The sequence below is a fragment of the Streptococcus sp. HF-1907 genome, assembly GCF_015594605.1.
Classification (GTDB): Bacteria; Bacillota; Bacilli; order Lactobacillales; family Streptococcaceae; genus Streptococcus.
The window spans coordinates 26,083-52,456 of record NZ_JADNQT010000009.1 but is presented as its reverse complement, the minus strand read 5'-3'; the positions used below and the strand labels follow the sequence as shown (position 1 = coordinate 52,456).

24 protein-coding genes and 2 pseudogenes are annotated in these 26,374 nt (G+C 41.2%); 6 read left to right on the top strand and 20 right to left on the bottom strand.

Annotated elements, in window-relative coordinates:
* The first annotated feature begins 110 nt into the window (after positions 1 to 110).
* Positions 111 to 1,419 (top strand): annotated as a pseudogene (locus IYQ92_RS06250) (transposase).
* A gap of 34 nt (positions 1,420 to 1,453) precedes the next feature.
* Here the strand turns inward: IYQ92_RS06250 and rsmI are convergent.
* The 18 genes and pseudogenes from rsmI to IYQ92_RS06160 form a co-directional block, all read right to left on the bottom strand.
* Entirely contained in the window at positions 1,454 to 2,326 is an 873-nt protein-coding gene (rsmI, locus tag IYQ92_RS06245) for a 16S rRNA (cytidine(1402)-2'-O)-methyltransferase (protein ID WP_195675869.1), read from the bottom strand.
* A gap of 6 nt (positions 2,327 to 2,332) precedes the next feature.
* Positions 2,333 to 2,653 carry a DNA replication initiation control protein YabA gene (yabA, locus tag IYQ92_RS06240; protein WP_195675868.1) on the bottom strand — a complete coding sequence of 107 codons (321 nt, stop codon included), beginning with the start codon at positions 2,651 to 2,653 and terminating at the stop codon, positions 2,333 to 2,335.
* Positions 2,646 to 3,449 carry a PSP1 domain-containing protein gene (gene ricT, locus IYQ92_RS06235; protein ID WP_195675867.1) on the bottom strand — a complete coding sequence of 268 codons (804 nt, stop codon included), beginning with the start codon at positions 3,447 to 3,449 and terminating at the stop codon, positions 2,646 to 2,648. The genes yabA and ricT overlap by 8 nt, the downstream gene beginning before the upstream one ends.
* On the bottom strand, positions 3,446 to 4,321 hold the full coding sequence (locus tag IYQ92_RS06230) for a DNA polymerase III subunit delta' (protein WP_195675866.1): 876 nt from the start codon (positions 4,319 to 4,321) through the stop codon (positions 3,446 to 3,448). The genes ricT and IYQ92_RS06230 overlap by 4 nt, the downstream gene beginning before the upstream one ends.
* 8 nt (positions 4,322 to 4,329) lie before the next feature.
* On the bottom strand, positions 4,330 to 4,965 hold the full coding sequence (gene tmk, locus IYQ92_RS06225; RefSeq protein ID WP_195675865.1) for a dTMP kinase: 636 nt from the start codon (positions 4,963 to 4,965) through the stop codon (positions 4,330 to 4,332).
* Between the two features lie 198 nt (positions 4,966 to 5,163).
* Positions 5,164 to 5,823, bottom strand: a complete 660-nt coding sequence (locus IYQ92_RS06220) for a CBS domain-containing protein (protein ID WP_195675864.1) — start codon at positions 5,821 to 5,823, stop codon at positions 5,164 to 5,166.
* Between the two features lie 269 nt (positions 5,824 to 6,092).
* Positions 6,093 to 6,803 carry an ABC transporter ATP-binding protein gene (locus IYQ92_RS06215; protein WP_195675863.1) on the bottom strand — a complete coding sequence of 237 codons (711 nt, stop codon included), beginning with the start codon at positions 6,801 to 6,803 and terminating at the stop codon, positions 6,093 to 6,095.
* Positions 6,803 to 7,567 (bottom strand): ABC transporter ATP-binding protein, encoded by a 765-nt coding sequence (locus IYQ92_RS06210; protein WP_195675862.1) that lies wholly within the window; start codon positions 7,565 to 7,567, stop codon positions 6,803 to 6,805. Before IYQ92_RS06210 ends, IYQ92_RS06215 begins: the two co-directional genes overlap by 1 nt.
* Positions 7,567 to 8,520, bottom strand: a complete 954-nt coding sequence (locus IYQ92_RS06205) for a branched-chain amino acid ABC transporter permease (RefSeq protein ID WP_195675861.1) — start codon at positions 8,518 to 8,520, stop codon at positions 7,567 to 7,569. Before IYQ92_RS06205 ends, IYQ92_RS06210 begins: the two co-directional genes overlap by 1 nt.
* Before the next feature lie 6 nt (positions 8,521 to 8,526).
* Positions 8,527 to 9,396: a branched-chain amino acid ABC transporter permease gene (locus IYQ92_RS06200; RefSeq protein ID WP_195675860.1), complete on the bottom strand. Its 870-nt coding sequence runs from the start codon at positions 9,394 to 9,396 to the stop codon at positions 8,527 to 8,529.
* Between the two features lie 324 nt (positions 9,397 to 9,720).
* On the bottom strand, positions 9,721 to 10,887 hold the full coding sequence (locus IYQ92_RS06195) for an ABC transporter substrate-binding protein (protein WP_195675859.1): 1,167 nt from the start codon (positions 10,885 to 10,887) through the stop codon (positions 9,721 to 9,723).
* A gap of 77 nt (positions 10,888 to 10,964) precedes the next feature.
* Positions 10,965 to 11,240: a DUF2129 domain-containing protein gene (locus IYQ92_RS06190; RefSeq protein WP_195675858.1), complete on the bottom strand. Its 276-nt coding sequence runs from the start codon at positions 11,238 to 11,240 to the stop codon at positions 10,965 to 10,967.
* A gap of 2 nt (positions 11,241 to 11,242) precedes the next feature.
* Positions 11,243 to 11,686, bottom strand: coding sequence for a YlbF family regulator (locus tag IYQ92_RS06185; protein ID WP_195675857.1), 444 nt, complete (start codon positions 11,684 to 11,686; stop codon positions 11,243 to 11,245).
* Positions 11,687 to 11,780: 94 nt separating this feature from the next.
* Positions 11,781 to 12,374: pseudogene (locus IYQ92_RS06180) on the bottom strand (ATP-dependent Clp protease proteolytic subunit); the annotation flags it as partial.
* Positions 12,375 to 12,473: 99 nt separating this feature from the next.
* Positions 12,474 to 13,103 carry a uracil phosphoribosyltransferase gene (upp, locus tag IYQ92_RS06175; RefSeq protein WP_195675855.1) on the bottom strand — a complete coding sequence of 210 codons (630 nt, stop codon included), beginning with the start codon at positions 13,101 to 13,103 and terminating at the stop codon, positions 12,474 to 12,476.
* 136 nt (positions 13,104 to 13,239) lie between these two features.
* Complete coding sequence (locus IYQ92_RS06170) at positions 13,240 to 14,403, bottom strand: MalY/PatB family protein (RefSeq protein WP_195675854.1); 1,164 nt, start codon at positions 14,401 to 14,403, stop codon at positions 13,240 to 13,242.
* Positions 14,404 to 14,414: 11 nt separating this feature from the next.
* Positions 14,415 to 15,509, bottom strand: a complete 1,095-nt coding sequence (locus IYQ92_RS06165; protein WP_195675853.1) for a cystathionine gamma-synthase — start codon at positions 15,507 to 15,509, stop codon at positions 14,415 to 14,417.
* A gap of 158 nt (positions 15,510 to 15,667) precedes the next feature.
* On the bottom strand, positions 15,668 to 17,302 hold the full coding sequence (locus IYQ92_RS06160; protein ID WP_195675852.1) for a putative polysaccharide biosynthesis protein: 1,635 nt from the start codon (positions 17,300 to 17,302) through the stop codon (positions 15,668 to 15,670).
* 123 nt (positions 17,303 to 17,425) lie between these two features.
* Here IYQ92_RS06160 and IYQ92_RS06155 point away from each other — a divergent pair, with 123 nt between their 5' ends.
* The 5 genes from IYQ92_RS06155 to IYQ92_RS06135 all read left to right on the top strand — a co-directional run bounded on the left by IYQ92_RS06155 (position 17,426) and on the right by IYQ92_RS06135 (position 22,823).
* Complete coding sequence (locus IYQ92_RS06155) at positions 17,426 to 18,877, top strand: UDP-N-acetylmuramoyl-L-alanyl-D-glutamate--L-lysine ligase (protein ID WP_195675851.1); 1,452 nt, start codon at positions 17,426 to 17,428, stop codon at positions 18,875 to 18,877.
* Positions 18,878 to 19,023: 146 nt separating this feature from the next.
* Positions 19,024 to 19,812, top strand: coding sequence for an ABC transporter ATP-binding protein (locus IYQ92_RS06150; protein WP_195675850.1), 789 nt, complete (start codon positions 19,024 to 19,026; stop codon positions 19,810 to 19,812).
* A 38-nt stretch (positions 19,813 to 19,850) separates the two neighbouring features.
* Entirely contained in the window at positions 19,851 to 20,786 is a 936-nt protein-coding gene (locus IYQ92_RS06145) for an ABC transporter substrate-binding protein (RefSeq protein WP_195675849.1), read from the top strand.
* A 13-nt stretch (positions 20,787 to 20,799) separates the two neighbouring features.
* Positions 20,800 to 21,825, top strand: coding sequence for a FecCD family ABC transporter permease (locus tag IYQ92_RS06140; protein ID WP_195675848.1), 1,026 nt, complete (start codon positions 20,800 to 20,802; stop codon positions 21,823 to 21,825).
* A complete protein-coding gene (locus tag IYQ92_RS06135; protein WP_420705752.1) occupies positions 21,822 to 22,823 on the top strand; it encodes a FecCD family ABC transporter permease in 1,002 nt (333 codons plus the stop codon). The genes IYQ92_RS06140 and IYQ92_RS06135 overlap by 4 nt, the downstream gene beginning before the upstream one ends.
* 42 nt (positions 22,824 to 22,865) lie before the next feature.
* Here the strand turns inward: IYQ92_RS06135 and IYQ92_RS06130 are convergent, their stop codons facing one another.
* Both IYQ92_RS06130 and IYQ92_RS06125 read right to left on the bottom strand, forming a co-directional pair.
* Positions 22,866 to 24,617: an ABC transporter ATP-binding protein gene (locus IYQ92_RS06130; RefSeq protein WP_195675846.1), complete on the bottom strand. Its 1,752-nt coding sequence runs from the start codon at positions 24,615 to 24,617 to the stop codon at positions 22,866 to 22,868.
* Positions 24,618 to 26,327, bottom strand: a complete 1,710-nt coding sequence (locus tag IYQ92_RS06125) for an ABC transporter ATP-binding protein (protein ID WP_195675845.1) — start codon at positions 26,325 to 26,327, stop codon at positions 24,618 to 24,620.
* Between the last annotated feature and the right edge of the window lie 47 nt (positions 26,328 to 26,374).

The following is a 26,374-nucleotide window of genomic DNA, read 5'->3' as shown; positions in this document are numbered from 1 at the left end:
TCTGTAGTGGGTAAATCCACCACAGAGATTATGGAGCTTTTTCAGTGTATCAAAAAAGCCCCATAAGATTTATAATGAAAAGCGACTAAACAACTCATTAGGAAGACCTTATGAAACAACTTAAGAATACCACAGAACTCATCGGATTAAAAGACAAAAATATCAAAATCAAGACTGTTTTTAAAGCTGATACTCATATCTTGATTGAGGCTAGCCTAGACTATCAGCCTCCACTCTGCCCTCACTGCAAAAGTCAGATGAGCAAGTATGACTTTCAACGAGCCTCTACCATCCCAATCCTTGACGTCCAAGGCATGCCAACGGTCCTCAAACTCAAGAAGCGACGCTTTCAATGTAAGGGCTGTCGTCGGGTGACGGTTTCTGAGACCAGCTTAGTCAAGAAACATTGCCAAATCTCGAAGCCTGTCCGCCAGAAAATCACACAATACCATACCGAAAAGTTAACTAATACTGCCATCGCTAAGAGACTCCACCTTTCAGTATCTCTTGTCCAACGTCAGCTAGAAGCCTTCACCTTCAAGGAAGACTTTACTCGTCTTCCTGAGGTTCTATCAGTAGATGAATTTTCTCAGAACAGGGGACAACTGGCTTTCATCGCTCAAGATTTTAAGACCAGAAAGATTGTCACTCTCCTTGAAAACAAGCGACAAACTACCATCAAAAACTACTTTTATCGCTATCCTAGAACTGTTCGTGAGGCGGTTAAAGCCGTTACCGTGGACATATCTGGGTCTTATATTCCAATCCTAAGACCCTTCGCTCTCCTATTTTTAGGCTCAGGCTGAAACAGTCTCTCCCCAGACTGTTTCACTCCCCAAAGCTAAAATCGTGCTCGATCGCTTCCATATTGTCCAACACCTTGGCAGAGCTATGATGAGCACTCGAATTACCATCATGAAGAGCTTTGATAAAAAGTCTCTCCCTTATCGAGCTATGAAAAATCACTGGAAAATACTCCAGAAAGACAGTCGCAAACTCTCTGACAAACGCTTTTATTCACGGACTTTTAGGCAAACCTTGACTCATAAGGAGATTGTTGAGAAAATCCTAGACTTCTCGGAGGAGCTCCGCTATTATTATGACTTGTATCAACTCTTATTATTCCATTTTCAAGAGAAGAATACCGACCATTTTATGGCACTGATTGACGACAACCTTCCCTTTGTTAATCCTGCTTTTTCAACTGTCTTTAAGACCTTCAAAAAATACAACCCCTACATTGCAAACGCCCTGGAGCTCCCTTATTCTAACGCCAAGCTAGAAGCCACTAACAAACTCATCAAGGACATTAAGCATCAAGCTTTCGGTTTTCGAAACTTCAAGAACTTTAAAACAAAAATTCTCATCGCTTTGAACATCAAAATAGAGAGAACCAATCTGATTCTCTCTAGATGTTAGTGATAAGTCACCCACTACAGTTGACAATGAGCCCTTAACTGTTGATTCCATGATAGTCATTATAGACATCTTGTCTTAATAAACCTAGGTTTTTAGCGATTTTTTTGATAGCCTGATTAGGTTTCATGCCTTGGTTGATTAATTCCTGAACGGCTTTTTTTGCATCAACACCAGATGTTAGATTTTCTTCCGCAACTTCACCATTATTACCTGAAACGATGAGGAGGCATTCTCCCTTCAACGGTGTTTCTGAAATGTAATCTAAAATTTCTGATATTGTTCCGCGCTGGTATTCTTCGTAGAGCTTGGTCAATTCACGGACAACCACTACCTGACGGTCTCCGTAAACTTCCTTCATGTTTGCCAGAGTATCAGCCACACGAAACGGTGACTCGTAAAAAATCTGTGTCTCAGGATAAGTTTTCTTTTCTTCAAAGAAAGCTTGTTGTTGCCCTTTTTTTCGTGGTAAGAAACCATAAAAAATGTGGGGTTGCGGTGCAAGCCCTGATGCTATCAAAGCTGTGATGCCAGCACTGGCACCCGGCAGGGCAACCACCGAAATATCATTGGCAATAGCCTCTTTGACCAAGTCATGACCTGGGTCGGAGATGGAGGGCATACCTGCATCTGAAACTTGCGCCAGCGATTTTCCATCCTTAAGAAGGTCAATCAAGCCAGGAATCTTCTCATAAGCATTGTGCTCGTGGAAGCTAATCTGATTGGTCTCAATCTCGAAATACTTGAGCAAAAGGCCAGTGTTGCGGGTATCCTCAGCGCAAATAAAATCCGCATCCCTGAGGGTCTGAACAGAGCGAAAAGTCATGTCCTGCAAGTTCCCGATCGGAGTTGGCACCAAGTAAAGTGTCCCATAGCTGGTCTGTGATTTAAAGGATTTTTGTACTTGCATCTGAGCCTACTCCCTGTACAGCAATTCAATGCAGAAAGCGCAGTCCTCGTCATTTTCACGACGTTGTCCGTAAAAAGTATTACAGATATGGAAACCATCATTGTAAATGCCTTCTAGATGCTCACGACCTTGCTTAGAGCTCTTCGGAGACATTTCCTGTTCTAAATGACTAAGACGCTCACGTAATTTGGTATTTTCGAGGCGTAAGCCTGTATTTTCTTCAAGAATTTGTTGAACCTGATTTTTCATGGTTTCAATCTCACCGACTGTCGCCAATAATTTATCTGAAAAGCCTTCAAAGGCATCAAATAGGTCTTTTTTATCCATAAACGCTTACCTCCTCTAGGGTATAAGTTAGTTGGGTGCGGACATCTTCATCAAAGCGGACTTTGACGGTTTCTGAGAGAACGTCAATTCCTGAGACCACTCCGACACCTTTATCCGTAGTCACTTTGGTTCCCACATCAGGGAATTTTTCGCGAGACTCTTTGTAAAAATTGTCTTCAAAGCTCAAACAGCACATGAGACGTCCACAAATACCACTTGTTTTCCCAGAATTCAAAGACAAGCCTTGATTCTTGACCATTTTAATAGATACCGGTGGAAATTCTCCTAAGAAGGAACTGCAACAAAGCGCCCGACCACATGGCCCCAAACCACCATAGATTTTAGCCTCCTCACGGTCATTAATCTGGCGAAGCTCAATGCGAGTGCGGAAATAGCTAGCCAAAGCCTTCAACAACTGTCGGAAATCCACGCGCCCCTCTGCTGAAAAAGTAATCAAGACATAGTTGCGGTCCAGCGGAAAAACAATGTCCACCAATTTCATTTTCAGGCGATTAAGAGCAATCAACTCTTTGACATCCTCAACCGATTCCTGAGCATAGGCAATATTTTCCTGATAGGCTTTCAAGTCCATATCACTAGCTAAGCCAAGCAGATTCCCCATCTTACTAGGCAAATGCTCATCAGCTACATCAGTATTAGCCACAACAACCTGCCCTAAAAAACTTCCCTTGCCTTGCTTAACAACTACAAAATCATCCACAGCATAGACCTGGTCAGCCTCCACATAAGATGTTTTACCCATTTGCTCTAATTTGATTCCAATTACTTCTGTCATGATATCACCATATATTCTAGCACATTTTGAAAACTGACATTACTTTTCCACATTTGGTGGGCGCGATACACCTTATCAAGATCCGTCATTCGATTAGGATTACTTGTATTTTTGGATAATAGCAGAGCTAACCACTGAAAAGCAATATCTTGCTCATTCTTTTCTGTTAAAAGCACAGCTAATTTTGCCACACCCAAATAAGCCAACTGCCTGTCACGGATGAGAGTTAAGACAAACCGCTGGCAGATAGGAATAGCATCCACTAACTTCTTTGTCTGCATCAACTGCTTCAAGTGCTCAAAGTCTTTGGCCACCTCAGCCAAAAGCTGCGCCTGGTCTTTCAAAAATCCTTCTTTCTCCGCTGCCCGTACCAAAAGCTCCAACTGCTTAGGAAAACGAAAAATCTGCGTCCGACTCTTGATGGTCGGCAAAACCTTATTATCATCACTGGTCAAAAGAATGATGTAAGAATCACTTTGTGGCTCCTCGATAAATTTGAGGAGGCTGTTAGCTGCATTGATATGCATTTTCTCACAATCCTTGATGATAAAAACTTGCGAAGCACCTTCATAGCCTGACCGTGAAAAATTACGCATAGCTTCCTTAATGGTTTCCGTCTTAATGACCTGCCCCTGGGGCTCAATCACACGCACATCCGAAAACTCACCAGCAGCAATCAAACGACAAGTACGGCAATTGCCACAAGGTAAATGATTCTGCAAATCCTCACAAAATCGGCTTTTAGCTAAATACAAAGCCATATCAAAACTAGCAAAATTTCCCGAAAAAAGATAGGCATGATTCATCCTATCTGATTGTAAAATGTTCTTAAAATCCTCAAATAACTGTGGCTGTAACCTTGCTAAATCCATACTTCCTATCATTTCCCGATATGGTCAAGAATATGACCTAAAGTTGCATCAACGACCGTTTCCAAATCCTGCGATGCATCAACGGTCATAATCCGTTCTGATTCGTCCTTAGCTAGCTCTAAATAGCCTTGACGTACGCGCTGATGCATATCCAATTTTTCCAAATCCAAGCGATTCACTTCACGGTCAGCATTGGCTTCAATACGAGCTAGACCAAGCTCTGACGGCACGTCAAAATAAAGTGTCAAATCGGGTTTGTGGTGGTCTGTAGCATAAGCATTTAACCAGGAAATTTCTGATTTGTCCAAGCCACGTCCAGCCCCCTGATAGGCCACAGAGCTATCAATAAAGCGGTCCATAATCACGACCTGCCCCGCTTCAACAGCAGGCAAAACACGCTCAATCCAGTGCTGACGGCGCGCCGCCATATAAAGCAACAATTCCGTCTTAGCATCCATCTCCGTGTGATTAATATCCAAAATCACATCACGAATACGTTCCGAAATAACCACACCACCAGGCTCACGCGTTGTGAGAATAGGCTGCGCTAGCTTTTCTTGCAAAATGGGCAAAATCTTATTCAGAACTGTTGTTTTCCCAGCTCCGTCTGGCCCTTCAAATGAGATAATATATCCTTTTGTCATGTCTATCCTTTGATAAGTATCCTCCAGCAGTCACTTCCACCGTCGCACACTTTTAAATTTATCTTCATCAATTGATTTAAACAAAAAAGTCCAAATCAATACTATCACCTCTATTTTACCAAAAATTGACCTAAAAAGGGAGTAAGTTCTCAGCAAAAGTCATAACTTTCACTCAGGCCCTACTCCCATGCTCTTGCATTAGTCAATTACTTTAGCTTCTGTGTATTCAACCGCCTGCACTTCAACACCATCTTCTTGAAGATTAGCTTTCAAGGCTCCCAAGTCAGTATGACCCTCCAACTGAATCTCGATAGCTGTCTTACCAGAGGCACGCGTTGCAACCACGGTACGTTTAATATTCAAATTTGCCTTAGCAATCGTATCCACAACCTTCAACAAAGTTCCGACACTATCCTCAGCTAACAAAGCCACACGAATACCTTCCTCACCATAACCTGAGATTTCAAGAAAAGCCTTGTAAATATCCTTATCAGTGATGATACCATAAACCTGACCGTTATCAACAACAGGAAGCACACCAACATTATTTTTCATCATAATGTAAATGGCATCTTCAAGACTAGCGTACTGAGAAACGGTAACGACATTTTTAATCATGATATCACGAATCAAGGTTTTGTTTAGTAGATAGTTCATTTCATAGATTGAAAGACTGGTCGCTTTAGAAGGACTTGCTTCAGCCATTGTCCCTTCCGTTACCAAGCCAACCAGCTTGTCATTTTCCATAACCGGCAAACGACGAAGCCCCTGTTCACGCATTTTATCAGTAGCGTGTGCCACAGTCGTATCTGGTGATACATAAACGACTTTTTTAGTCATAAAATCTTTTACTGCCATATGATTCTCCTCATCTAAAAATCTGGATTACAGAAAGCCTTGCAACTTACCCTAACAAGACTTTAACCTCATATATTTTCTAAGTCTATTATAGCATTTTTTGGAAACCTTTTCCTAGTCTTTATGAAAATAAAAAGAAAGGAATAGCGACAATCAATAAAGTTAAGCTGAGACAATCTTTCTAGACAACTTCACAAAAGTGCGATGAACATGAGTCCTTCGAAAATGAAAAATGAGATTGGACACTATCCCAACCTCATTCACTCTCATTATCCACCAAGATAAGCCTTGCGGACTTCATCAGAAGCTAGCAATTCCTTACCAGTTCCTGTGAGAACAATATTTCCTGTTTCAAGGACATATCCACGGTCAGCAATAGCCAAGGCTTTATTTGCATTTTGCTCTACCAAAAGAACGGTTGTCCCTTGTTTTTGAATATCTTGAATAATATCAAAGATTTCTTGAATGAAGATTGGAGCAAGCCCCATTGAAGGCTCATCCAAAAGCAAGAGTTTTGGACGACTCATGAGGGCACGTCCCATAGCAAGCATCTGTTGCTCACCACCTGACAGAGTTGCCGCATCTTGTCCTTTACGTTCTTCTAGACGTGGGAAACGGTCAAAGACCGTTTTTAAAATACGTTGGTTCTCTTCACGATCATTGTGCAGAAAAGCACCCATTTCCAAGTTTTCTAAAACGGTCAAGCCAGGGAATACATGACGACCCTCTGGTACTTGAGACAAGCCAGCAGACACGATTTTACGTGCTTGCGCCTTATGAATATCTTCTCCAAGGAAAGAAATTGACCCACTACTTGGACGAACAAGTCCTGAAATGGTACGCATGATAGAGGTTTTACCAGCACCATTGGCACCGATAAGGGTTACCACTTCACCTTCATTAACTTCAAAAGAAACATTTTTAACGGCTTGGATGACACCGTAATGGATTGAGAGATTTTCAACTTTCAACATAGACATTAGGCTTCACCTCCAAGATAAGCTTCGATAACGCGTTGGTTGGTCTTGATTTCTTCTGGTGTTCCGTGGGCAATCAAACGACCATATTCCAACACATAAATACGTTCCGTAACTTCCATAACCAAGCTCATATCATGTTCAATCAACATGATTGTAATATTAAATTGTTTCTTAATTTGGCGAATCAATTGTGTCAATTCAGCTGTTTCTTGTGGGTTCATCCCAGCAGCCGGTTCGTCAAGGAAAAGAATCTTTGGTTCTGTTGCCAAGGCACGGACAATCTCCAAACGACGTTGTTGACCGTACGGTAAGTTTTTAGCCAAAGTCTCTGCATCATCTTGCAGATTGAAAATTGACAGTAGCTCTAAGGCTTTTTCCTTCAACTCTGCTTCACTTAAATAATATTTTGGCAAACGAAGAAAGGCTGAGAAGGCATGTGAACTATGGTGGTTACTCATGCCGACCAAAACATTGTCAAGTACAGTCATGTCTTTAAACAAACGAATATTTTGGAAAGTACGAGCAAGTCCCATAGAAGCAATTTTGTAAGGAGCTTTGCCATTTAGCAACTGACCGTCAAGCGTCACAGTACCTTCACTTGGTTCATAAACCCCGGTCAAAAGATTGAAAAGCGTTGTTTTACCAGCACCGTTAGGACCAATCAAACCGACCAATTCTCCTTTTTCAAGTTCCATGGTCACGTCACCAACCGCTGTCAAACCACCAAAGTTTTTGGTTAAATTTTTAACTTCAAGAAGTGCCATTATTTAACCTCCTTCTTGGATTTATTAAATAAATTTGAAAGCGTCAACTCTTTTGTTCCCAATAGTCCACCTGGACGGAAAATCATGATGAGAATAAGAGCTAGCGCATAAATAATCATACGTATCTCTGAGTAATCTTGGAGGACCATATTAAGAAGACCAAGCACCACTGCTGCTACAACAGTACCAGTCATTGAACCAAGACCACCAAGAACGACGATAATCAAGACATTAACTGATGTCATGAAGGCAAAGTCTTTAGGCATAACTGTTCCAACATAACCAGCTTGCAAGCTACCTGCAACCGCAGCTAGCATAGCACCGAATACAAAGGCACCAACTTTAACTTTAGTCGTATTAACACCAACAGATTCAGCTGCAATTTCATCTTCACGCACAGCCATGGTATTACGACCAAGAGGGCTACGCAAGAAGTTCATAGCAAGGACTAGGCTAAGCACTACAAAGATATAGACAAGTGGCCATGTTGTAAACGATGGAATTCCCAAGATACCTGCTGCACCATTTGTCAAAGTACCACCATTAACCAAAAGGATACGGATGATTTCAGCAACACCCAATGTTGAAATGGCAAGATAGTCACCTTTCAAGCGAAGAGTTGGAATACCAACAACAAGAGCAACCAAGCCAGCAAGGATGACCCCAACAAGCATCGCAATAAAGAAACCGCCATAGCTTGGCATTCTAAGACCAATAATGGCAACCGCATAGGCGCCAATAGCCATAAAACCAGCATGACCAAGTGAGAACTGTCCAGAGAATCCAACAATCAAATTAAGCCCAATGGCTAAGATGATATTGATTCCGATAGTTTGCATCACTTGAACATGGTACAAATTGAAGATTCCTGCGCTAATAAGAACTGAGATGAGGAGATAGCCTAAAACAGCAATTGCCAACCATGAAAGAATTGATTTTAGATTTTGTTTCATCGTCTCTTACACCTTCTCTTTCACATTTTTACCAAGGATACCTGCTGGACGAATCAAGAGAATGACAATCAAGATTGCGTACACGATACCATCACGGAAATCTGACAAGCCGATAGCTGTTGAGAAAGTTTCCAAAATACCGATAACAAATCCACCAAGAGCAGCACCAGGGATAATACCGATACCACCAAGAACCGCTGCAACAAAGGCTTTAAGCCCTGGAGTCATACCCATCAACGGTTGGATTGAGTTGTAGTAAAGACCGATAAGAACACCACCCGCACCGGCAAGGGCTGATCCAAGTGCAAAGGTGAAGCTGATTGTGCGGTCAACGTTAATCCCCATCAATTGCGCTGCATCGCTATCCACAGAAACCGCACGCATGGCTTTCCCCATCTTTGTTTGCTTAACGATAAATTGCAAAGCTATCATCAAGAACAGTGAAACTCCAAGGATAATCAACTGGATATTTGTCACTGAGATTGGTCCAAGGTCAAATTTAACCGTACTGATTGCTTGAGGGAAGGCACGTGTATCAGCACCTACAAAGTAAACCATGCTGTATTCCAAAAGGAACGATACCCCAATTGCTGTAATCAAAGCCGCAATACGTGTTGATTGACGAAGAGGACGATAAGCCAAATATTCAATAACGACACCAAGAATCGCTGATCCTACCATTGCTAAAAGCAAAGCCAAGAAAAAATTCATGTGAAACTGACTAATTAAGTAGTATCCCATAAAGGCCCCCATCATATAGATGTCCCCATGGGCAAAGTTAATCAGTTTGATAATGCCGTAAACCATAGTGTAACCAAGGGCAAGAAGGGCATAAACCGAACCCAGGATTAAACCATTGACAAGCTGTTGAAGCATATTGTCACCAAACTTTCTATTTTTGTCACTAAAGAAGCATTGTTAGAAACATTAAGTTTCAAGAATTTAACTATTTTTCCGACAAATGAGCAGAGCAAAAAATTTACTGCCTACCATCATACTAAAGAAAGAACCTATCTTCAAAAATAGACTCTACCTCTATCATACTTCTTTAAAATTCCAATTACTAATGTATAAAATTTTCTGACAGTTGTCAAGTTAGATTACCTTTGAGTATTTAAAATTTCTCAAAAATTCTGCCAATATAGAAAACTAGACTAAGCACCCGATACTCAGTCTAGCTAACTAACATATTGTGTAAAATTATTTAGCTGAAACGACTTCTACGTTATCTGTAGAACCATTCTTCAAGCTAATAACGTAAGCTGATTTAACCACGTTATGGTTTTTATCAACTGACATTTTACCAGTAACACCTTCGAAATCTTTCAATTTAGCCAAGTTTTCTTTAATGTCAACTGATGTTTTCGCACCTTTAGCCGCTTTAGCTGCCATGTAAACAGAGTCGTATGAAAGGGCTGCAAACATTGATGGCTCTTCATTGTAAGCTTTCACATAAGCATCATGGAATTTCTTAGCTTTAGAAGACCCTTCAGTAGTGAAGGCAGTCAAGTAGTAAACATCTGTAGCTGCTGATGCTGTTGCTGATTCAACAAATTTTGGTGAATCAAATCCGTCAGGACCTAAGATTGGTTGAGTGATTCCTTGTTCACGCGCTTGTTTAACAATCAAACCAGTTTCAGTATAGTAACCTGGCATAACAATAGCATCAAAATCTTTCCCTTTAAGTTTTGTAAGGGCAGCTTGATAGTCAGTATCGCCTGAGGCAAATGTCAATGTTTCAACAATTGTACCTTTGTAAGCTTTCTTGAATGATTCTGCAATTCCTTTAGCATAGTCATTTGAGTTATCGTAGTAAAGAACAACTTTTTTAGCGTTCAATTTATCTGTTGCATAGCTTGAAAGCAATTTACCTTGGTAGCTATCTACAAATGTTGCACGGAAGAAATATTGGTTAACTGTTTTCTTATCTGAACCATAAACCAAGTCATCTTGTGTACCAGAAGGTGAAATCATTGGAACGCCACCTTTAGTAACATTAGAGGTAGCAGCACCGGCAGCACCTGAAGTTGCAGGTCCTAAAATAACGTTAGCGCCCGCTGTTACCAAACTTGTAGCAGCTGTTGCCGCTTCTGAGTTTTCAGATTTGTTATCTTTTGAGATAACTTTAATTTTTTTACCACCAACGCCACCAGCAGCATTGATTTCTTTAACCGCAAGGTCTGCACCGTTTTTCTCTGCATTACCGTAAGATGACACGCTACCAGACAACTCAAGGTTATAACCAAGTTTAATGGTATCGCCAATCTTTGTTCCAGTAGTTGAATTTCCTCCACCTACTGTACCACAGGCAGCTAACACTGCTGTACTAACAAAAGCAACTGCTACAAGAGCGAATTTCTTTTTCATATGTCTTTTCTCCTTAAAATTTTCTAAAAAATAGTTCACATACAAGAATACTGAATTATCAGAAAATTGTCAACCCATTAATTCATTTTATTTTCGATTGTTTCTTCATTAGCATGTAGGTTTCCTACAAACTGGTGATTGATTTGATCCAGTTGTGATGGAGCTACTGATTTCACAAATTTCAGCCTTTTTAATTCTGCCACCACTTCATCAGCTTCGGCTTTATCAACATAGATAATCATATAGCGTAGCCTGCGTGAATGGTAATGGACATCTCCATATTTTTGTATCTTTCTTGCATCTCGATTATAGTAAAGGTAGACAGCAAGTCCAATGCGTGATGTTCTTGTCATCTTTAACCTCCTTCCTTGATATTTTTTCCGCGTCCTTTGTCATGATGAGGCTTATGCGCAGCTAATGGTAAACCTGTATCAACAAAAATTTCCTCTGATACCGCTTGAGATAGATATTGGGAGATATGGGCTAGAATTTCTTGAAGAGCAACCTCTGCTTGTCTCAATTGAACGACATCCTTATTCAAATCAATTTGACGCTTTAACTGATAAACTTTTCGTCTTAAGTCTCCCACCTCAGGTCTAAACCGAGCGTAGTCCTTCACTTCCTGAAAATCAGCTTGCTTTTCTTGAAATGTCTTTATCAAGTCCTGCAGCTCTTGATTGCTTTCAACAGCTAATTTCGCTTTTTTGTAACGGTCAACCTCCTCTAGCTGCAAAAAGCAGGTCACAAGCTCATCAATCGCTTGATCTATTTCCAATAACTCTTGATTTATCCTTAACATATAGATGATTATAGCATAATTCCAGTGCACAAAAAAGAGAGTTAGGTGAAAGTAAACCTTCACTGTCTAACTCTCCGCGGTTAACATTTAGTAATTATTTTAAAGCATTGTTAGCCATGATTTCGTCGATGAAGCCGTATTCAAGGGTTTCTTGAGCACTCATCCAGTTATCACGTTCGGCATCCGCATGAACTTTTTCAAGACTTTGTCCTGAATTATCTGCCAAAATTTGTTCCAAGTTTTGACGTGTTTTCAAGAGATGCTCAGCTGCGATAGCCATATCAGTTTGTTGTGTACCGCCGCCAGTACCGCCCATTGGTTGGTGAATCATGTATTCTGCATTTGGCAACATGAATCGTTTACCCTTTGTACCAGATGAGGCAATGATGGTTCCCATTGAAGCTGCCATTCCCATAACGATGGTTTGCACGTCAGACTTGATGAAATTCATGGTATCCACGATGGCAAGACCAGCTGAGACAGAACCACCTGGTGTGTTGACATAGAGATAGATATCTTTTGTATTATCTTGAGCATCCAAGAATAATAGCTGAGCGATAATCGAATTAGCCATATTATCTTCAACTGGGCCTGTCAACATGATGATGCGGTCTTTCAAAAGGCGAGAATAAATATCGTATGAGCGTTCGCCACGGCTCGTTTGTTCAATAACTACTGGAATCATAGAAAATTCTCCATTTCTTTTTTCTGATTGTCACTATTATAATCAATTGGTCAAAAAAGGTCAAATAAAAAACTTTCCAGTAATAACCGGAAAGTTGATTTCTTATTTTGTACCAAAGAGGCGGTCACCAGCGTCACCAAGACCTGGAACAATGTAGCCATTCTCATTAAGTTTCTCATCAAGGGCCGCTGTGTAGATATCAATATCTGGATGTGCTTCTTGAAGAGCTTTGACACCTTCAGGAGCCGCTACCAAGCAGACAAATTTGATGTTGGCTGCGCCACGTTTTTTAAGTGAGTCAACAGCTAAGATTGCAGATCCACCAGTCGCAAGCATTGGGTCAACCAAGAAAATTTGACGTTGGTCGATATCTACTGGTAATTTGACAAGGTACTCAACTGGTTGGAGGGTTTCTTCATCACGATACATACCGATGTGACCAACTTTAGCCGCTGGAACAAGGCTGAGCAAACCATCAACCATCCCGATACCTGCACGAAGAATTGGAACGATAGCCAATTTTTTACCAGCCAATTGTTTTTGAACAGTTTTGGTAATCGGTGTTTCGATTTCAACATCTTCAAGTGGAAGGTCACGAGAAACTTCGTAACCCATTAGCATTGCAATTTCATTGACTAATTCACGGAAATCTTTTGTTGATGTTGTTGTTCGACGCAAGATTGACAATTTGTGTTGAATGAGTGGATGTGAGATAACTTGAAATTTACCCATTGTTAAAGACCGCTTTCTATTTTAATATCAAGGAGAGAATCTGTCTCTCATCTAAATTTATCACAAGATATTATATCATATCCTGCTCTTAAAAGCGATGATTTATTGTACCGTTTTCACACTTACCAATCCGCTGCTATTTTCCAAATACATCCACCAAGCGTTTAACAGCTTCTTCGATGATAGTAGTCGGTGCTGCAACATTGAAGCGAGCATGGTTACGACCTTCTTCTCCAAAGGTCAAGCCATCATTGAGCACCAATTTAGCTTCGTAGCGGATTTTTTCTTGTAAGGCTTTGTGATCCAAACCATATGCTGAAAAATCTAGCCAGATGAGGTAGGTCCCTTGTGGTTGCATCACTTTAATTTTAGTCTTTTCAGTCAACTGGTGGTAAACATAAGATATATGGCGTTCAATAAGTGGCTTTAATTCTTCTAGCCATGGTTTTCCTTGGGTCAAGGCAACCTCTGTCGCTACCAAACCAAGAGATGATATTTCATGTTGATTGTTGGTTAGCTGGCGTTCTTTAAATTGCTGGCGCAAGCCTTCATTTTCAATAATGGCAAAGCTATTTTTAGTTCCCGCAATATTGAAGGTCTTAGTGGCACTAGCCAAAATAATCGTAAAATTTTTGAAGTTTTCGGACACAGTGTTGAAAGAATGATGTTTGTTTCCAAAGAGAGCCATGTCTTGGTGAATTTCATCTGAAATCAGGATGACACCGTGTTTTTGGCAAATATCGCCGACTTTTTGCAGGTCAACAATGGACCAAACACGCCCACCAGGATTATGAGGGCTACAAAAAGCAAAGAGTTTCACATCATTGTCAACAATATCTTTCTCAAGTTGTTCAAAATCAATTTCAAAACGGTCGTCAATTTCTTGGAGAGAGTTTGTGACTAGCTGACGCTTATTCAACTTAACTGTACGGGCAAAGGGTGGGTAGACTGGTGTGTTAATCATGACAGCGTCGTTTTCTTTTGTGAAGGCTTGGATAGCTACTGAGATAGCTGGTACCACTCCTTCAATCAAAATCAAGGCTTCTTTGTCAAAGCGATAGCCATGTTCATTAGCCTCCCAATCCAAGATGGCTTGATAAAGACTTGGTTTAGGTGAGTCGTAACCGAAAACTGAGCGTTTTGCAAAGGCTTCTAGCGCTTGCGTCATTTCCGAAAAGACTTGGAAATCCATGTCTGCAATCCACAAGGGCAAAACTTCTGGGTCTTTAACTGTCTCTTGCCATTTGGTGGCATTAGTTGAGAAGCGTTCTGGTAAGGTTGTAAAATCGTAAGTTCCCATTTTCACTCTCCTTAGTCTTTCAAGGCTTGCGCCAAGTCAGCAATCAAATCCTCAGCATCTTCAATACCAATTGATAAACGCAAAAGGTCATCTGTTAAACCATATGAAGCACGAACTTCTGCTGGAATATCAGCATGCGTTTGCGTGGTTGGGTAAGTAATCAAACTTTCTACTCCACCCAAACTTTCAGCGAAGGTAAAGACTTCAAGGCTATTTATGATATTAGGAATCTTATTCTGATTAACCACTTTAAAGGAAATCATGCCACCTTTACCTGTATAGAGAACTTCTTTTACCTCAGGTGATTTTTCCAAAAAAGCTACAACTTCACGCGCATTGGCTGTCGATTTTTCCATACGCAATTTCAAGGTTTTCAAACTACGAATCAACAAGTAAGAATCAAATGGTGACAAGGTTGCACCTGTTGTGTTCAAATTGTAAAAAAGTTGATTATAGAGGGCTTCATCGTCAGTAATCACGACCCCTGCAAGAACATCATTATGACCAGACAAATATTTCGTTGCCGAATGAACAACAATATCTGCTCCGTCAACAATTGGATTTTGGTAAATAGGGCTATAGAAAGTGTTATCCACAATGACTTTAGCACTGTGTTCATGCGCCACTTTCGCAATAGCTTCAATATCAAATTCAATCATGAGAGGGTTGGTTGGCGTTTCAATATAAACAATATCTGTATCATCTGAAATGGCTGCAATCATCTCTTCACCAGTATTGGTGTATTGGAAGAAGAAGCGACCACTTTCTTCCTGTTGATTGAACCAACGGAATGAACCACCGTACAAATCACGCGCAGCCACTACCTTGCTACCAACTGGGAAGATTTCCATAGCAAGGACAACAGCTGCCATACCTGAACTTGTCGCCAAAGCAAACTGTGCTTTTTCGATAGCTGCCAAAGTTTTTTCAGCCGTTGCACGGGTTGGATTTTTGGTACGAGTGTAATCGTAACCTGTTGATTTCCCAAATTCTGGGTGTTGATAAGTTGTTGAAAAATGGATTGGCGCTGTTAGGGCACCTGTTGCTTTATCTGAATGAATTCCTGCGTGTGCTAGAATTGTTTCTAATCCGAATTTTTTTGTCATATAGTTTTCCCCTCATTCATTACATTCTCCTATTTTACCACTTATTATTGGAAATGACTGATTTTTTTATATTTTCGTTCCTGATAGTTGGTTATAATCTCAAACTATAACTAAAACGACCAGAACTCTTTTGTTCTAGTCGTTTATTTGTTTTTTGTCTAGCTGATGTGTAATTTGTTGCGCAGCGATTGGGCGCGAGCCCCGAGCATTTTATCAATCAATCGTGTTTTCAGAGCAAGAACGCCATAGACAGCGACTCCCACACCTCCAACAACAATCAAATAGAAGATACTTGTCCAGCGATTACTGTCAGCAATAACGAAGCTAAGCCCCCAGTTTACAAGAACCACAAAGATGGTCATAACAACTGTCAAAATGAGAACCAACAAACTTGTGCGACGAAGGGTTCGGCGCTTAAAGCCTGTAATCTTCTGAATTTCAAGATACATCAAGACAATCGGCAACAGTAGAGCTATCGCTGTTGATAAGATAGGTCCGTAGGCGTGAAAAAGGTAGATTGATGGAACCTGGAGAACCATTTTAGCGAGTACACCGTATCCAAAATAAATCATCGCCTTTCGATTTTCAAACAGGGCTTGAAGCATCGGTCCCAAAACTGTATACAGAGAAAGGATGACAGTCTGCAAGAGTGATGCGACAAACAAACCCAGTGCCTGACCTTGAGGTAGTCCATAAAAGACTGTGTAAAGTGGTTTAGCTAAAATGACAGCACCTGTGATAGCTGGGAGAAGGAACATGAGTAGCATTTGAAGGTTATTGATAACCAAGCGTCCTGCTGCTACACGGTCATTCTTCACAAAATTTTCTGTCAGTAGCGGAATCCCCACACCAGCAATAGCTGTCGCTACTGATATTAAAATCATCGTCACCTTACCTGGGTTACTTGAAAAATAGGCAAACATGACTTTCAGCTCAGCGTTGCTATAATTTGTGAAGAGAGCCATGGTATTTCCAAAGGTAAATTGGTCAAATAGTTTAAAAATCTGAATGGCTGAACCTGTGATAATAAAAGGAATGGCTTCTTTGACAGTTTCTACTAAGATTTCTTTGGTGTCAACCTCAATACCTTCAGGCTCCCTACCAACTAAAACTCCCAAGAGTCCATAGCGCCACAAGAAATAAACCAAGACCGCAACGCTGGCAAACATCCCGATGAAAGCCGCAAAAGTTGACTGCGTAACTGCTGAAATGTAGTCCCCCGAACCTAGCTTCATGATGAAGAAAGCCGTTAGCAACATCCAAATGACACGTATGACCTGTTCGGCGACCTGACTCATGGCATAGGGTTTCAGATTATTGAAACCTTGGAAGAAGCCACGGAGAACGCTCATTGAAGGAAAGACCAAAACCGCTAAAGTCAAGCTGCGGAGAACCGGAACCAATTCTTCCCCACCACGGCTCAGCGAAGCAAATAAGGGCGACCCAACATACATGATTACCGCAAAAATCGCTCCCAGTAACAACATGAAATGAAGGATTTTACGAACCAAGTAGGTCGCTTTTTGTGGACTTCCAAGAGTGTTGTACTTAGAAACCTGCTTGGCTACCGCCACTGGAATTCCCACCGTTGAAATTAGGAGGAAAAGTGCATAGATTTCGTAGCCCATGCCAAACAAGGCATTGGCTTCGGCGGCGTGTTTCCCCATCCAAGCATACCAGGGAATGATGTAAACAGCGCCCAGCAAGCGACTGATAAAGTTACCAGCAGTCAGCCAAGCTGTTCCCTTGACCATCTGCTCCTGCTGGGACATTTTATTCTCTTCTTTTGACATGATTCACTTTCTCTTCTAATTATAATCGTTATCGTTACTTATCTAAAAATAACCGTAGTATCCCTATTATAAACTTTTGCTTTGGACTTGTAAAACGGGAGCATTAGGTCTAAAATAGAGGGTATGATTACTATTGAAAAAACCTTATCAATCTTGAAAAATGACCAGAATTTCCGTGAAGTTTTGGCCGATGATAATTACTATTATAATTGGCCTGAGGAAGTCCTTTTTGACAACATTTCTTACAACAGCAAGGAAGTCACTCCGACGACTCTATTCTTTGTTAAAGGTGCTAATTTCAAGAAAGACTATTTGGAGCAGGCTGTTACTTCTGGCTTACGTTTCTACGTGGCTGAGCAAGATTATGCAGTTGGTATCCCAGCCATCCTCGTTACCGATATCAAGCAAGCGATGAGTTTGGTCGCAATGGCTTTTTACGGTAACCCACAAGACCAGTTGAAAATTCTTGCCTTTACGGGGACAAAAGGGAAAACAACGGCTGCTTATTTTGCTTATAATATCCTGAAACAGAGTCATAAGCCTGCCATGTTCTCAACCATGAATACTACATTGGACGGTCAGACCTTCTTCAAATCTCAGCTGACAACTCCTGAGAGCCTAGACCTTTTCAAAATGATGGCGCAAGCTGTTGCCAACGGCATGACCCACCTCATCATGGAAGTCTCTAGCCAGGCCTACCTAACCAAGCGTGTTTACGGCCTCACCTTTGATGTCGGCGCCTTTCTCAACATCAGCCCAGACCATATCGGTCCTATTGAACATCCAACCTTTGAGGATTATTTTTATCATAAGCGTCTTTTGATGGCAAATAGCCGAGCTGTCGTCGTGAATAGTCAAATGAACCATTTTCAGGTGGTCAACCAGCAGGTTGCTGACCTCCCACACGATTTTTACGGTCAAGATTCGGATAATCAAATCCTTAATTCAAAGGCCTTCAGCTTTGAAGCAACTGGGAAATTAGCTGGGAGCTATAACATTCAACTCATCGGTAAATTTAACCAAGAAAATGCTGTCGCTGCTGGGCTTGCTTGCCTGCGTTTGGGAGCTAGCCTTGATGACATCCAAAAAGGAATTGCCCAAACCTCTGTCCCTGGTCGTATGGAAGTTTTGACTCAGAAAAACGGAGCTAAGGTTTTCGTAGACTACGCCCACAATGGTGACAGCCTGCAAAAATTACTCTCGGTCGTTGAGGAGCATCAGACTGGAACAACTATCCTAGTCCTTGGTGCGCCTGGTAATAAGGGTGAAAGTCGTCGTAAGGACTTCGGAACGGTTATCAACCAGCATCCTAACCTCAAGGTCATTTTGACCGCTGACGACCCTAATTTTGAAGACCCACAGGCGATTTCTGAAGAAATTGCAGGACACATCACCCGTCCAGTTGATATTATTGTTAATCGCGAAGCTGCTATTGCTAAGGCCATGTCACTAACTGAGCAACCACTTGATGCGGTTATCATCGCTGGTAAAGGTGCTGACGCTTTCCAAATTGTCGAAGGAAGCCGTGCTCAATATGCTGGTGATTTAGAAATTGCAAAACTATATTTAGACTAAATTTCTAGCTAAATCATAACCATTCTTATTAGTAATTTTAATGATTATAATTAAGGAAATTTTCTGACTAATTTTTACAAAAAGGGCTTGGGAAAGCCCTTTTTTATGTTATAATGGGACTACTTTTGACAGAAAGGAGGTTTGTCATGTCAGATATTAAAGCTGAACATATCTCAGTCGCTTACGACGATAAGGTCATTATTGATGACTTATCCTTAAGCATTCCCGATAAAAAAATAACAACAATTATCGGAGCAAATGGTTGTGGAAAATCGACACTTCTAAAATCCCTAACTCGGATTCAAGCCTTAGCTGCTGGCGCCATCTATATTGATGGGCAAGCAATCGCTAAGCTTCCAACCAAAGAAGTTGCTAAAAAGATTGCTTTATTGCCTCAGGTTCTTGAAGCGACTGAAGGTATTTCAGTTTACGAATTGGTTTCGTACGGCCGTTTCCCTCATCAAAAATATTTGGGATCGCTAACTACAGAAGATCGTGACAAGATTCACTGGGCAATGGAAATGACCAAGGTGACTGAATTTGCTAACCTAGAAGTTGACTCCCTCTCAGGTGGGCAACGCCAACGCGTCTGGATTGCCATGGCTTTAGCACAAGACACCGATACGATTTTTCTAGATGAACCAACGACTTATCTAGATATGAACCATCAGTTAGAGGTCTTGGAGTTGCTGAAAAAACTCAATCAGGACTCTCAAAAAACAATTATTATGGTTCTTCATGATTTGAATTTGTCTGCACGTTTTTCAGATTTTCTGGTTGCCATGAAAAATGGGAGCATCCGCTATCAAGGCGATGCCCATCACATCATGACTTCAGATATTCTCAAAGATATTTTCAAGATAGATGCTCAACTCATCGAAGACCCTATCCACAAACGTCCCATTTTACTGACTTATCAGTTACTCAATGAATAGATTCGTGCCTGTTGCTGGGCACTTTAGGAGAAATGAATATGAAAAAGTTGTTTACTGCCGTATTGACATTATTGACAGCTCTTGTACTCGTTGCTTGTGGTAGTCAATCTCAAACAAAGTCACCTAAGACTACTGAGCTTTCTAGCAAGCCAAAAATCACTGGCTACTCATACTATGGAGATATTCCAAAAAATCCTAAGAAGGTAGCAAACTTTGCCTACTCTTACACTGGCTACCTCTTGAAACTCGGTGTTAACGTCTCAAGCTACTCACTTGATTTGGAAAAAAATAGCCCTGTTTTTGGGGACCAATTGAAAAAAGCTACCAAATTAACTTCAGACGATACAGAAGCTATTGCTGCTGAAAAACCTGATTTGATTATTGCTTTTTCAACAGACCAAAACCTTGATAAATTGAAAGAAATCGCTCCAACCCTTGTCATCAAGTATGGCGCTAGCGATTACCTTCAAACAATGACTGACTTGGGTAAAGTCTTCGGTAAAGAGAAAAAAGCCAAAGCTTGGTTGGCAAGCTGGGATAAACAAGTCGCTAAGGCTAAAAAAGAGTTGAAGGACATTATCCCAAGTGACTCTACTTTCACAGTTATGGACTTCTACGACAAAGATATTTACCTCTACGGTAATAACTGGGGACGTGGTGGTGAGCTTGTCTACAAGGCTCTTGGCTACAAAGCCCCTCAAAAAGTTCAAGACGACGTCTTCAAAACAGGCTACTTCGGTGTCTCTCAAGAAGTTATCGGTGATTACATCGGCGACTACGCTCTCTTGAACGTGGATGACAGCACAAGTCAAGCTGCCGCATCACTTAAAGAAAGCGATGTTTGGAAAAATATTTCTGCGGTTAAATCTGGTCACGTGCTTGATGTCGACAAGAACCTCTTCTACTTCTCAGACCCAATGTCTGTTGAAAAACAATTGACTGAATTCGTTGCAGCTGTTAAAAAAGCAAACTAAGAAAGAACTTAACATGAACAAAGAAGGAAAACTTCTTGGTCAGAAAAGCAAGCCAAATACCCTTTGGCTTGTATTTTTCATTATGCTGACCTTATTTATTATCGGCTGGTATGCTAGCCTTAGATTTGGTGCCATCACTTATAGCAACCAAGACCTGCTCACGGTTCTCAGGCACCCACTAACTGACTCTAAACTTCAAGATGTCATCTTTGACTTGCGACTTCCACGTAGCCTAGCTGCCATACTTGTTGGTGCTGCCATGGCGCAAGCTGGCTCTATCATGCAAGGTGTCACCCGCAATCCCATAGCTGACCCTGGTCTTTTGGGCATCAATGCTGGCGCTGGTTTGGCATTGATTCTTGGCTACGCTATTTTTGGCAGTATGCACTACAGCTTGATTATGTTAGTCTGTTTAATAGGCTCTGTCCTAGCTGCCTGCCTAGTTTTTGGACTATCTTATCAGAGAAATAAAGGCTACAATCAACTTCGGCTGATTTTAGCTGGTGCCATGGTATCCACTCTCTTTACCGCAATTGGTCAGGCCGTCACTCTGTACTTTGACCTTTCAACCACCGTTATCGGTTGGCAGGCTGGTGGTTTGGCACAGATTAACTGGAAAATGTTAACTTTTATCGCCCCTATCATCCTGCTAGGACTGATTGTCGCGCAGCTATTGTCCCACCAATTAACTATCCTCAGCTTGAATGAGACCGTTGCTAAGGCGCTTGGACAATCTACTTTTTTGATGACCGTCCTTCTTTTGGGCGTCGTCCTTTTCCTATCAGCAGCATCCGTTGCTTTAGTTGGAACAGTATCCTTTATCGGTTTAATCATCCCACATTTCATTAAAATGTTTGTCGGGAAAAACTATCGTATCCTCTTACCAATGACCGCCTTTGCAGGAGCAACCTTTATGCTCTGGGTGGATTTGGCTTCACGCACTATTAATCCGCCAACAGAGACACCTATCAGCGCTATCATCAGCATCATTGGACTTCCTTGCTTCCTCTGGTTGATTAGAAAGGGGGAAAATATCTGATGTCACGTTCAAAATTAGTAAAAACCTATCTTGTCCTGTTGATTGTCTTAATTTTGATTTTCATCACCTCTCTATCACTTGGCTATGCTCACTCCTCTCTCATGGATATTGTCGATATTTTTCTGGGAAAATCTTCTAGCGCCATGATTTTTATCATCACTAAAATCCGATTACCTCGAATTCTGGCTTGTATCCTTGGCGGAGCTTCGCTTGCTATCGCAGGAGTTCTTCTGCAGACGCTAACCAAAAATCCTCTGGCAGATTCAGGAATCCTCGGCATTAACACAGGAGCGGGGCTTGTCATTGCTATTATGATTGGGCTTTTAAATGTCAGCGACCCAATAAGCATCCGGCTCATGCCAATTTTTGCCATGGTTGGTGGCTTCTTGACCATCCTGCTGGTTTATATCATGTCCCAAAAACGCAATCGCAATATCAGTCCGACCCGCCTTATCATCACAGGCGTTGGGGTGTCAACCATGCTGTCTGGGATTATGGTCTCCATCATTAGTAATCTTAATCCTAATCAAACAACCTATGTGGTTTCTTGGTTAAGCGGGAAAGTCAGCGGGGGTACTTGGTCGTCACTGGCACTCTTTGGTCCAATTCTCATCGTTATCTGGATTCTTGCTTACAGCCGTAGCCAGTCACTCAATATCATGAACCTGAATGAACAAACAGCACTGGCTTTAGGCTTAAATTTACAGCGCGAGCGCATTGTCACTTTGCTACTAGCAACAGCACTTGCTTCATTGAGTGTCGTATTGATTGGTAATATTACCTTTGTCGGTCTGGTTGCTGGGCACATCACCAAACGATTTGTTGGTGGTGGTCACCGTGCTAGCATTCCTGCCGCTATGCTGGTTGGGATGATTATTCTCCTAACTGCAGATACTATCGGACGTGTTCTTCTAGTTGGGACAGGTATTCCGACTGGACTCGTTGTTTCCGTTTTAGGAGCACCATACTTCCTCTGGTTGATGAGCCAGGTTGAATAAAAGAAAATCGCTTGATGCACCTTAGCATCCAGCGATTTTCTTTTATTCAAAAACGAATTGGTTATGATAGAGTTCTGCGTAGAAGCCACCTAGCTTGAGCAGTTCACTATGGCTGCCACGTTCAATAACTTGACCATCCTTAAGAACAATGATCTGATCAGCATTCAAAATGGTTTTTAGTCGGTGAGCAATAACAAAACTTGTTCGACCGGCGATAATAGTCTCCATGGCTTTCTGAATCTTAGCTTCCGTAACAGTATCAACATTTGACGTTGCTTCATCCAAGATGAGGACTTGCGGATCCGTCAAGAGAGTTCTGGCAATGGAAATCAATTGTTTTTGCCCGGTTGAAAAGACATTCTGATCATCATCCACATGAGTATTGTAGCCATCAGGTAAGCTCATAATAAAATCATGAATGTGTGTCGCACGCGAAGCCGTTTCAATCATTTCCTGTGTCACACCTTCCGTACCAAAACCAATATTTTCCGCAATGGTTCCTGAGAAAAGGACCGACTCTTGGAGAACGATACCAACATGCTGACGAAGGCTATCCAAATCTAAATCACGAATATCTTGACCATCAAACTTAATAGCTCCGCCATTGACATCGTAAAAACGGTTTATCAAATTCATGATGGTCGTTTTACCTGATCCCGTCGGACCAACAACAGCTGTCATCTGACCTTTTGGTGCTGTAATAGTCACATCACGAAGGATCAGTTTCCCTTCAACGTAAGAAAAATCAATATGATCGATGTCAACCTTATCTTTGAGCTCTGTGAATTTAGGAGCATTTTGTAGTCGAACTTCTTCTGGCTCATCAAACATTTCCTGAATACGGTGGGCACCTGTGAAGGCCAATTGCATTTCAGCCCAACTTGAAGCGACCTGCATCATGGGTTGGTAGTATTGCTGAGAATATTGGACAAAGGTTACCACCAAACCGAGTCCAACTGCTGTTGACATATTTTTGTCAGCAAGGACGATATTTGACCCAACAAAGATAACAATGGCAGTATTGATCAAGCTCAAACCATTCATGACAGGAAAGAGAAGACCAGAGAAGATACGACCTTTAAAAGTCGCTTGTCTCACCTTATCATTTTGTTCTACAAAGCCTTGGGTCACTTGTTCTTGAAGTCCTTGGACAATTACAACCTTCTGACCAGAAATGGTCTCATCCATGTAGGCATTAAGCTGTCCAACTTCTTTTTGCTGAAGGTCAGTGTATTTTCTAGCCATTCTGATAATGAAAAAGAGGAAAACAAAGGCAATTGGTGTCGTTGCAATCGTAACCAAAGCTAGTTTTGTATTTTGGATGAACATCATAATGATGATCCCAACATATAAGACTGACTGCGTTACAACCGTGACCGCTGATTGGTTAAAGGCATTTTGGATATTATCCAAATCAGAAGTAAAACGAGACAAGATTTCACCATCTTGATGGCGGTCAAAGAAAGAAATAGTTAGTTTTTCTAATTTTCCAAAAAGACCTTTACGCATCTCGTTAGTTGACTTGGCAACAATTCTGGCAAATAAAAGTGAATAAATAACAGAACCCGTTGCCATCAAAACAACAGCTATAAGCAAGTTAGTTAAAGTCTGATAAAAGGCAGACGTATCTTTAGCACTGGATTGCACAAAACGTGTCATTTCAGTGATGGCATTTCCCATATAAATAGGGGCAAAGACCTGCATGACCGTTGATAAAATAATGGCTAAGAAAATAATCAAAAAGCTAGTTTTATAACGTTTAAAATAGGTCCAAAAGAATCGCATGGTTTGCATCTAGTTTTCCTCCTTTCCTTTTTGTGTTTCAAAAATTTCACGGTAAACAGCATTAGAAGCAACTAGTTCTGCGTGAGTTCCTTGACCAATCAAGTGACCATTATCTAGAACTAAAATCTTATCGGCATTGACAACAGAAGATATTTTCTGAGCAATGATAATAGTCGTTGTTCCTTTCAAATCTTTGTTAAGAGCTTCACGCACTAGCTTTTCAGATTTAGCATCCAAGGCTGACGTTGAATCATCCAAAACAAGAATTTTGGGATTTGAAACCAAGCCACGCGCAATGGACATCCGTTGTTTTTGACCACCTGAGAAGTTATTCCCACGCTCTTCAACCTCACTATGGTATTGGTCTGGCATACGCACGATAAATTCACGTGCTTGGGCAATTCTAGCTGCCTTTTCAATCTCAGCATCCAGAGCATCCAATTTCCCTTGGCGGATATTTGATGCTACCGTTCCTGAGAAAAGGATGGCTTTTTGAAGAACTATTGAAACCGTTTCACGTAAGTTGCTGCGGTTAATAGATTTGATATCTTGTCCACCAATCTTAATTTGCCCCTCTTGTGGGTCGAAGAGTCGTGGAATAAGCTGCGCTAAGGTTGATTTACCAGCCCCCGTCGCACCAACAACTCCAATCATTTGACCAGCTTCAATCTCAAAACTGATATCCTTCAAGGTTGGCTTATCATCATTTGGGTAAGTAAAGGTAACGTGTTCAAACGATACAGTCCCAGTCAAATCCTGACTTGGGCTATCCTCAAATGACATAGCAGGATTGGTATCCATCACTTCACGAATACGTTTAATCGAAACCAAGGCACGCGTCACGTTATTTCCCATAAAGCCAATCATGATGATGGCAAACATGATTTGCATCAGATAAGTATCGAATGAGGCAATCTTATTAACAGCTTCAGGCTGACTACCAAGCATTGCATTGACAGATAAAATTGCTGCATAAATGGCAAGATAAGACACTAACATAAAGATTGGCTCAAGAAAGGCGAATCCAGACCCAATGAACAAACTCTGTTTCAATAGTTCATCAGAAACCTTTTGGAATTTGGCTGCCTGATTTTTTTCTTGAACAAAAGATTTTACCACACGAACACCGCGAAGATTTTCTTTTGCAATCCCATTAATACGGTCCATCAAACCTTGGTAAAGTCCAAATCGTGGTCCCATCATCCCCATGATAATCGCCATAGTTAGACTAATCAAGACAATCATCAAAACAACAATCCACCAGAGGCTTGGAAGAGTCGTCAAGGCCATAACCGTTGCACCAATGAAGATAATTGGCATGCGCAGAAGGAGTTGGAAGGTCAACATAAGCAAGTTTTGAATTTGGTTGATATCATTTGTCATACGGACAACCAAATTACCTACATTGAAGGCTTCGATGTTAGCATATGAAAAAGTCTGTATTTTTTTAAAGACCTTCTCACGGATGTCTGCTGATACGGATTGGGAAATGTAGGCTGCTAAGATGGTATTAACAGCGCCAGCTATTAAGCCTAAAGCTGCAACCAACAAGAGCATAACACCGATGTGGTAAATTTTGGCAGAATCATTTTGAGATACTGCAGCTAAAACATCCTGAAGAAATCGTGGTTGCAATAGACTACTAATCACATAGAGACTGACCATGATAACTGAGCCAAGAACCTGCCACTTGTATTTTTTCAAAGATTGAAAAATCATAAAAACTCCTTTTCTAATCATAAAAAAGGGCACAAGTAGCAAGCTAC

What these genes read in the sequence shown, in the direction of transcription:
- rsmI (WP_195675869.1), bottom strand. Translation starts at nt 2,326, where the DNA reads ATGCAAGTACAAAAATCCTTTAAATCACAGACCAGCTATGGGACACTT.
- yabA (WP_195675868.1), bottom strand. Translation starts at nt 2,653, where the DNA reads ATGGATAAAAAAGACCTATTTGATGCCTTTGAAGGCTTTTCAGATAAA.
- ricT (WP_195675867.1), bottom strand. Translation starts at nt 3,449, where the DNA reads ATGACAGAAGTAATTGGAATCAAATTAGAGCAAATGGGTAAAACATCT.
- IYQ92_RS06230 (WP_195675866.1), bottom strand. Translation starts at nt 4,321, where the DNA reads ATGGATTTAGCAAGGTTACAGCCACAGTTATTTGAGGATTTTAAGAAC.
- tmk (WP_195675865.1), bottom strand. Translation starts at nt 4,965, where the DNA reads ATGACAAAAGGATATATTATCTCATTTGAAGGGCCAGACGGAGCTGGG.
- IYQ92_RS06220 (WP_195675864.1), bottom strand. Translation starts at nt 5,823, where the DNA reads ATGGCAGTAAAAGATTTTATGACTAAAAAAGTCGTTTATGTATCACCA.
- IYQ92_RS06215 (WP_195675863.1), bottom strand. Translation starts at nt 6,803, where the DNA reads ATGTCTATGTTGAAAGTTGAAAATCTCTCAATCCATTACGGTGTCATC.
- IYQ92_RS06210 (WP_195675862.1), bottom strand. Translation starts at nt 7,567, where the DNA reads ATGGCACTTCTTGAAGTTAAAAATTTAACCAAAAACTTTGGTGGTTTG.
- IYQ92_RS06205 (WP_195675861.1), bottom strand. Translation starts at nt 8,520, where the DNA reads ATGAAACAAAATCTAAAATCAATTCTTTCATGGTTGGCAATTGCTGTT.
- IYQ92_RS06200 (WP_195675860.1), bottom strand. Translation starts at nt 9,396, where the DNA reads ATGCTTCAACAGCTTGTCAATGGTTTAATCCTGGGTTCGGTTTATGCC.
- IYQ92_RS06195 (WP_195675859.1), bottom strand. Translation starts at nt 10,887, where the DNA reads ATGAAAAAGAAATTCGCTCTTGTAGCAGTTGCTTTTGTTAGTACAGCA.
- IYQ92_RS06190 (WP_195675858.1), bottom strand. Translation starts at nt 11,240, where the DNA reads ATGACAAGAACATCACGCATTGGACTTGCTGTCTACCTTTACTATAAT.
- IYQ92_RS06185 (WP_195675857.1), bottom strand. Translation starts at nt 11,686, where the DNA reads ATGTTAAGGATAAATCAAGAGTTATTGGAAATAGATCAAGCGATTGAT.
- upp (WP_195675855.1), bottom strand. Translation starts at nt 13,103, where the DNA reads ATGGGTAAATTTCAAGTTATCTCACATCCACTCATTCAACACAAATTG.
- IYQ92_RS06170 (WP_195675854.1), bottom strand. Translation starts at nt 14,403, where the DNA reads ATGGGAACTTACGATTTTACAACCTTACCAGAACGCTTCTCAACTAAT.
- IYQ92_RS06165 (WP_195675853.1), bottom strand. Translation starts at nt 15,509, where the DNA reads ATGACAAAAAAATTCGGATTAGAAACAATTCTAGCACACGCAGGAATT.
- IYQ92_RS06160 (WP_195675852.1), bottom strand. Translation starts at nt 17,302, where the DNA reads ATGTCAAAAGAAGAGAATAAAATGTCCCAGCAGGAGCAGATGGTCAAG.
- IYQ92_RS06155 (WP_195675851.1), top strand. Translation starts at nt 17,426, where the DNA reads ATGATTACTATTGAAAAAACCTTATCAATCTTGAAAAATGACCAGAAT.
- IYQ92_RS06150 (WP_195675850.1), top strand. Translation starts at nt 19,024, where the DNA reads ATGTCAGATATTAAAGCTGAACATATCTCAGTCGCTTACGACGATAAG.
- IYQ92_RS06145 (WP_195675849.1), top strand. Translation starts at nt 19,851, where the DNA reads ATGAAAAAGTTGTTTACTGCCGTATTGACATTATTGACAGCTCTTGTA.
- IYQ92_RS06140 (WP_195675848.1), top strand. Translation starts at nt 20,800, where the DNA reads ATGAACAAAGAAGGAAAACTTCTTGGTCAGAAAAGCAAGCCAAATACC.
- IYQ92_RS06130 (WP_195675846.1), bottom strand. Translation starts at nt 24,617, where the DNA reads ATGCAAACCATGCGATTCTTTTGGACCTATTTTAAACGTTATAAAACT.
- IYQ92_RS06125 (WP_195675845.1), bottom strand. Translation starts at nt 26,327, where the DNA reads ATGATTTTTCAATCTTTGAAAAAATACAAGTGGCAGGTTCTTGGCTCA.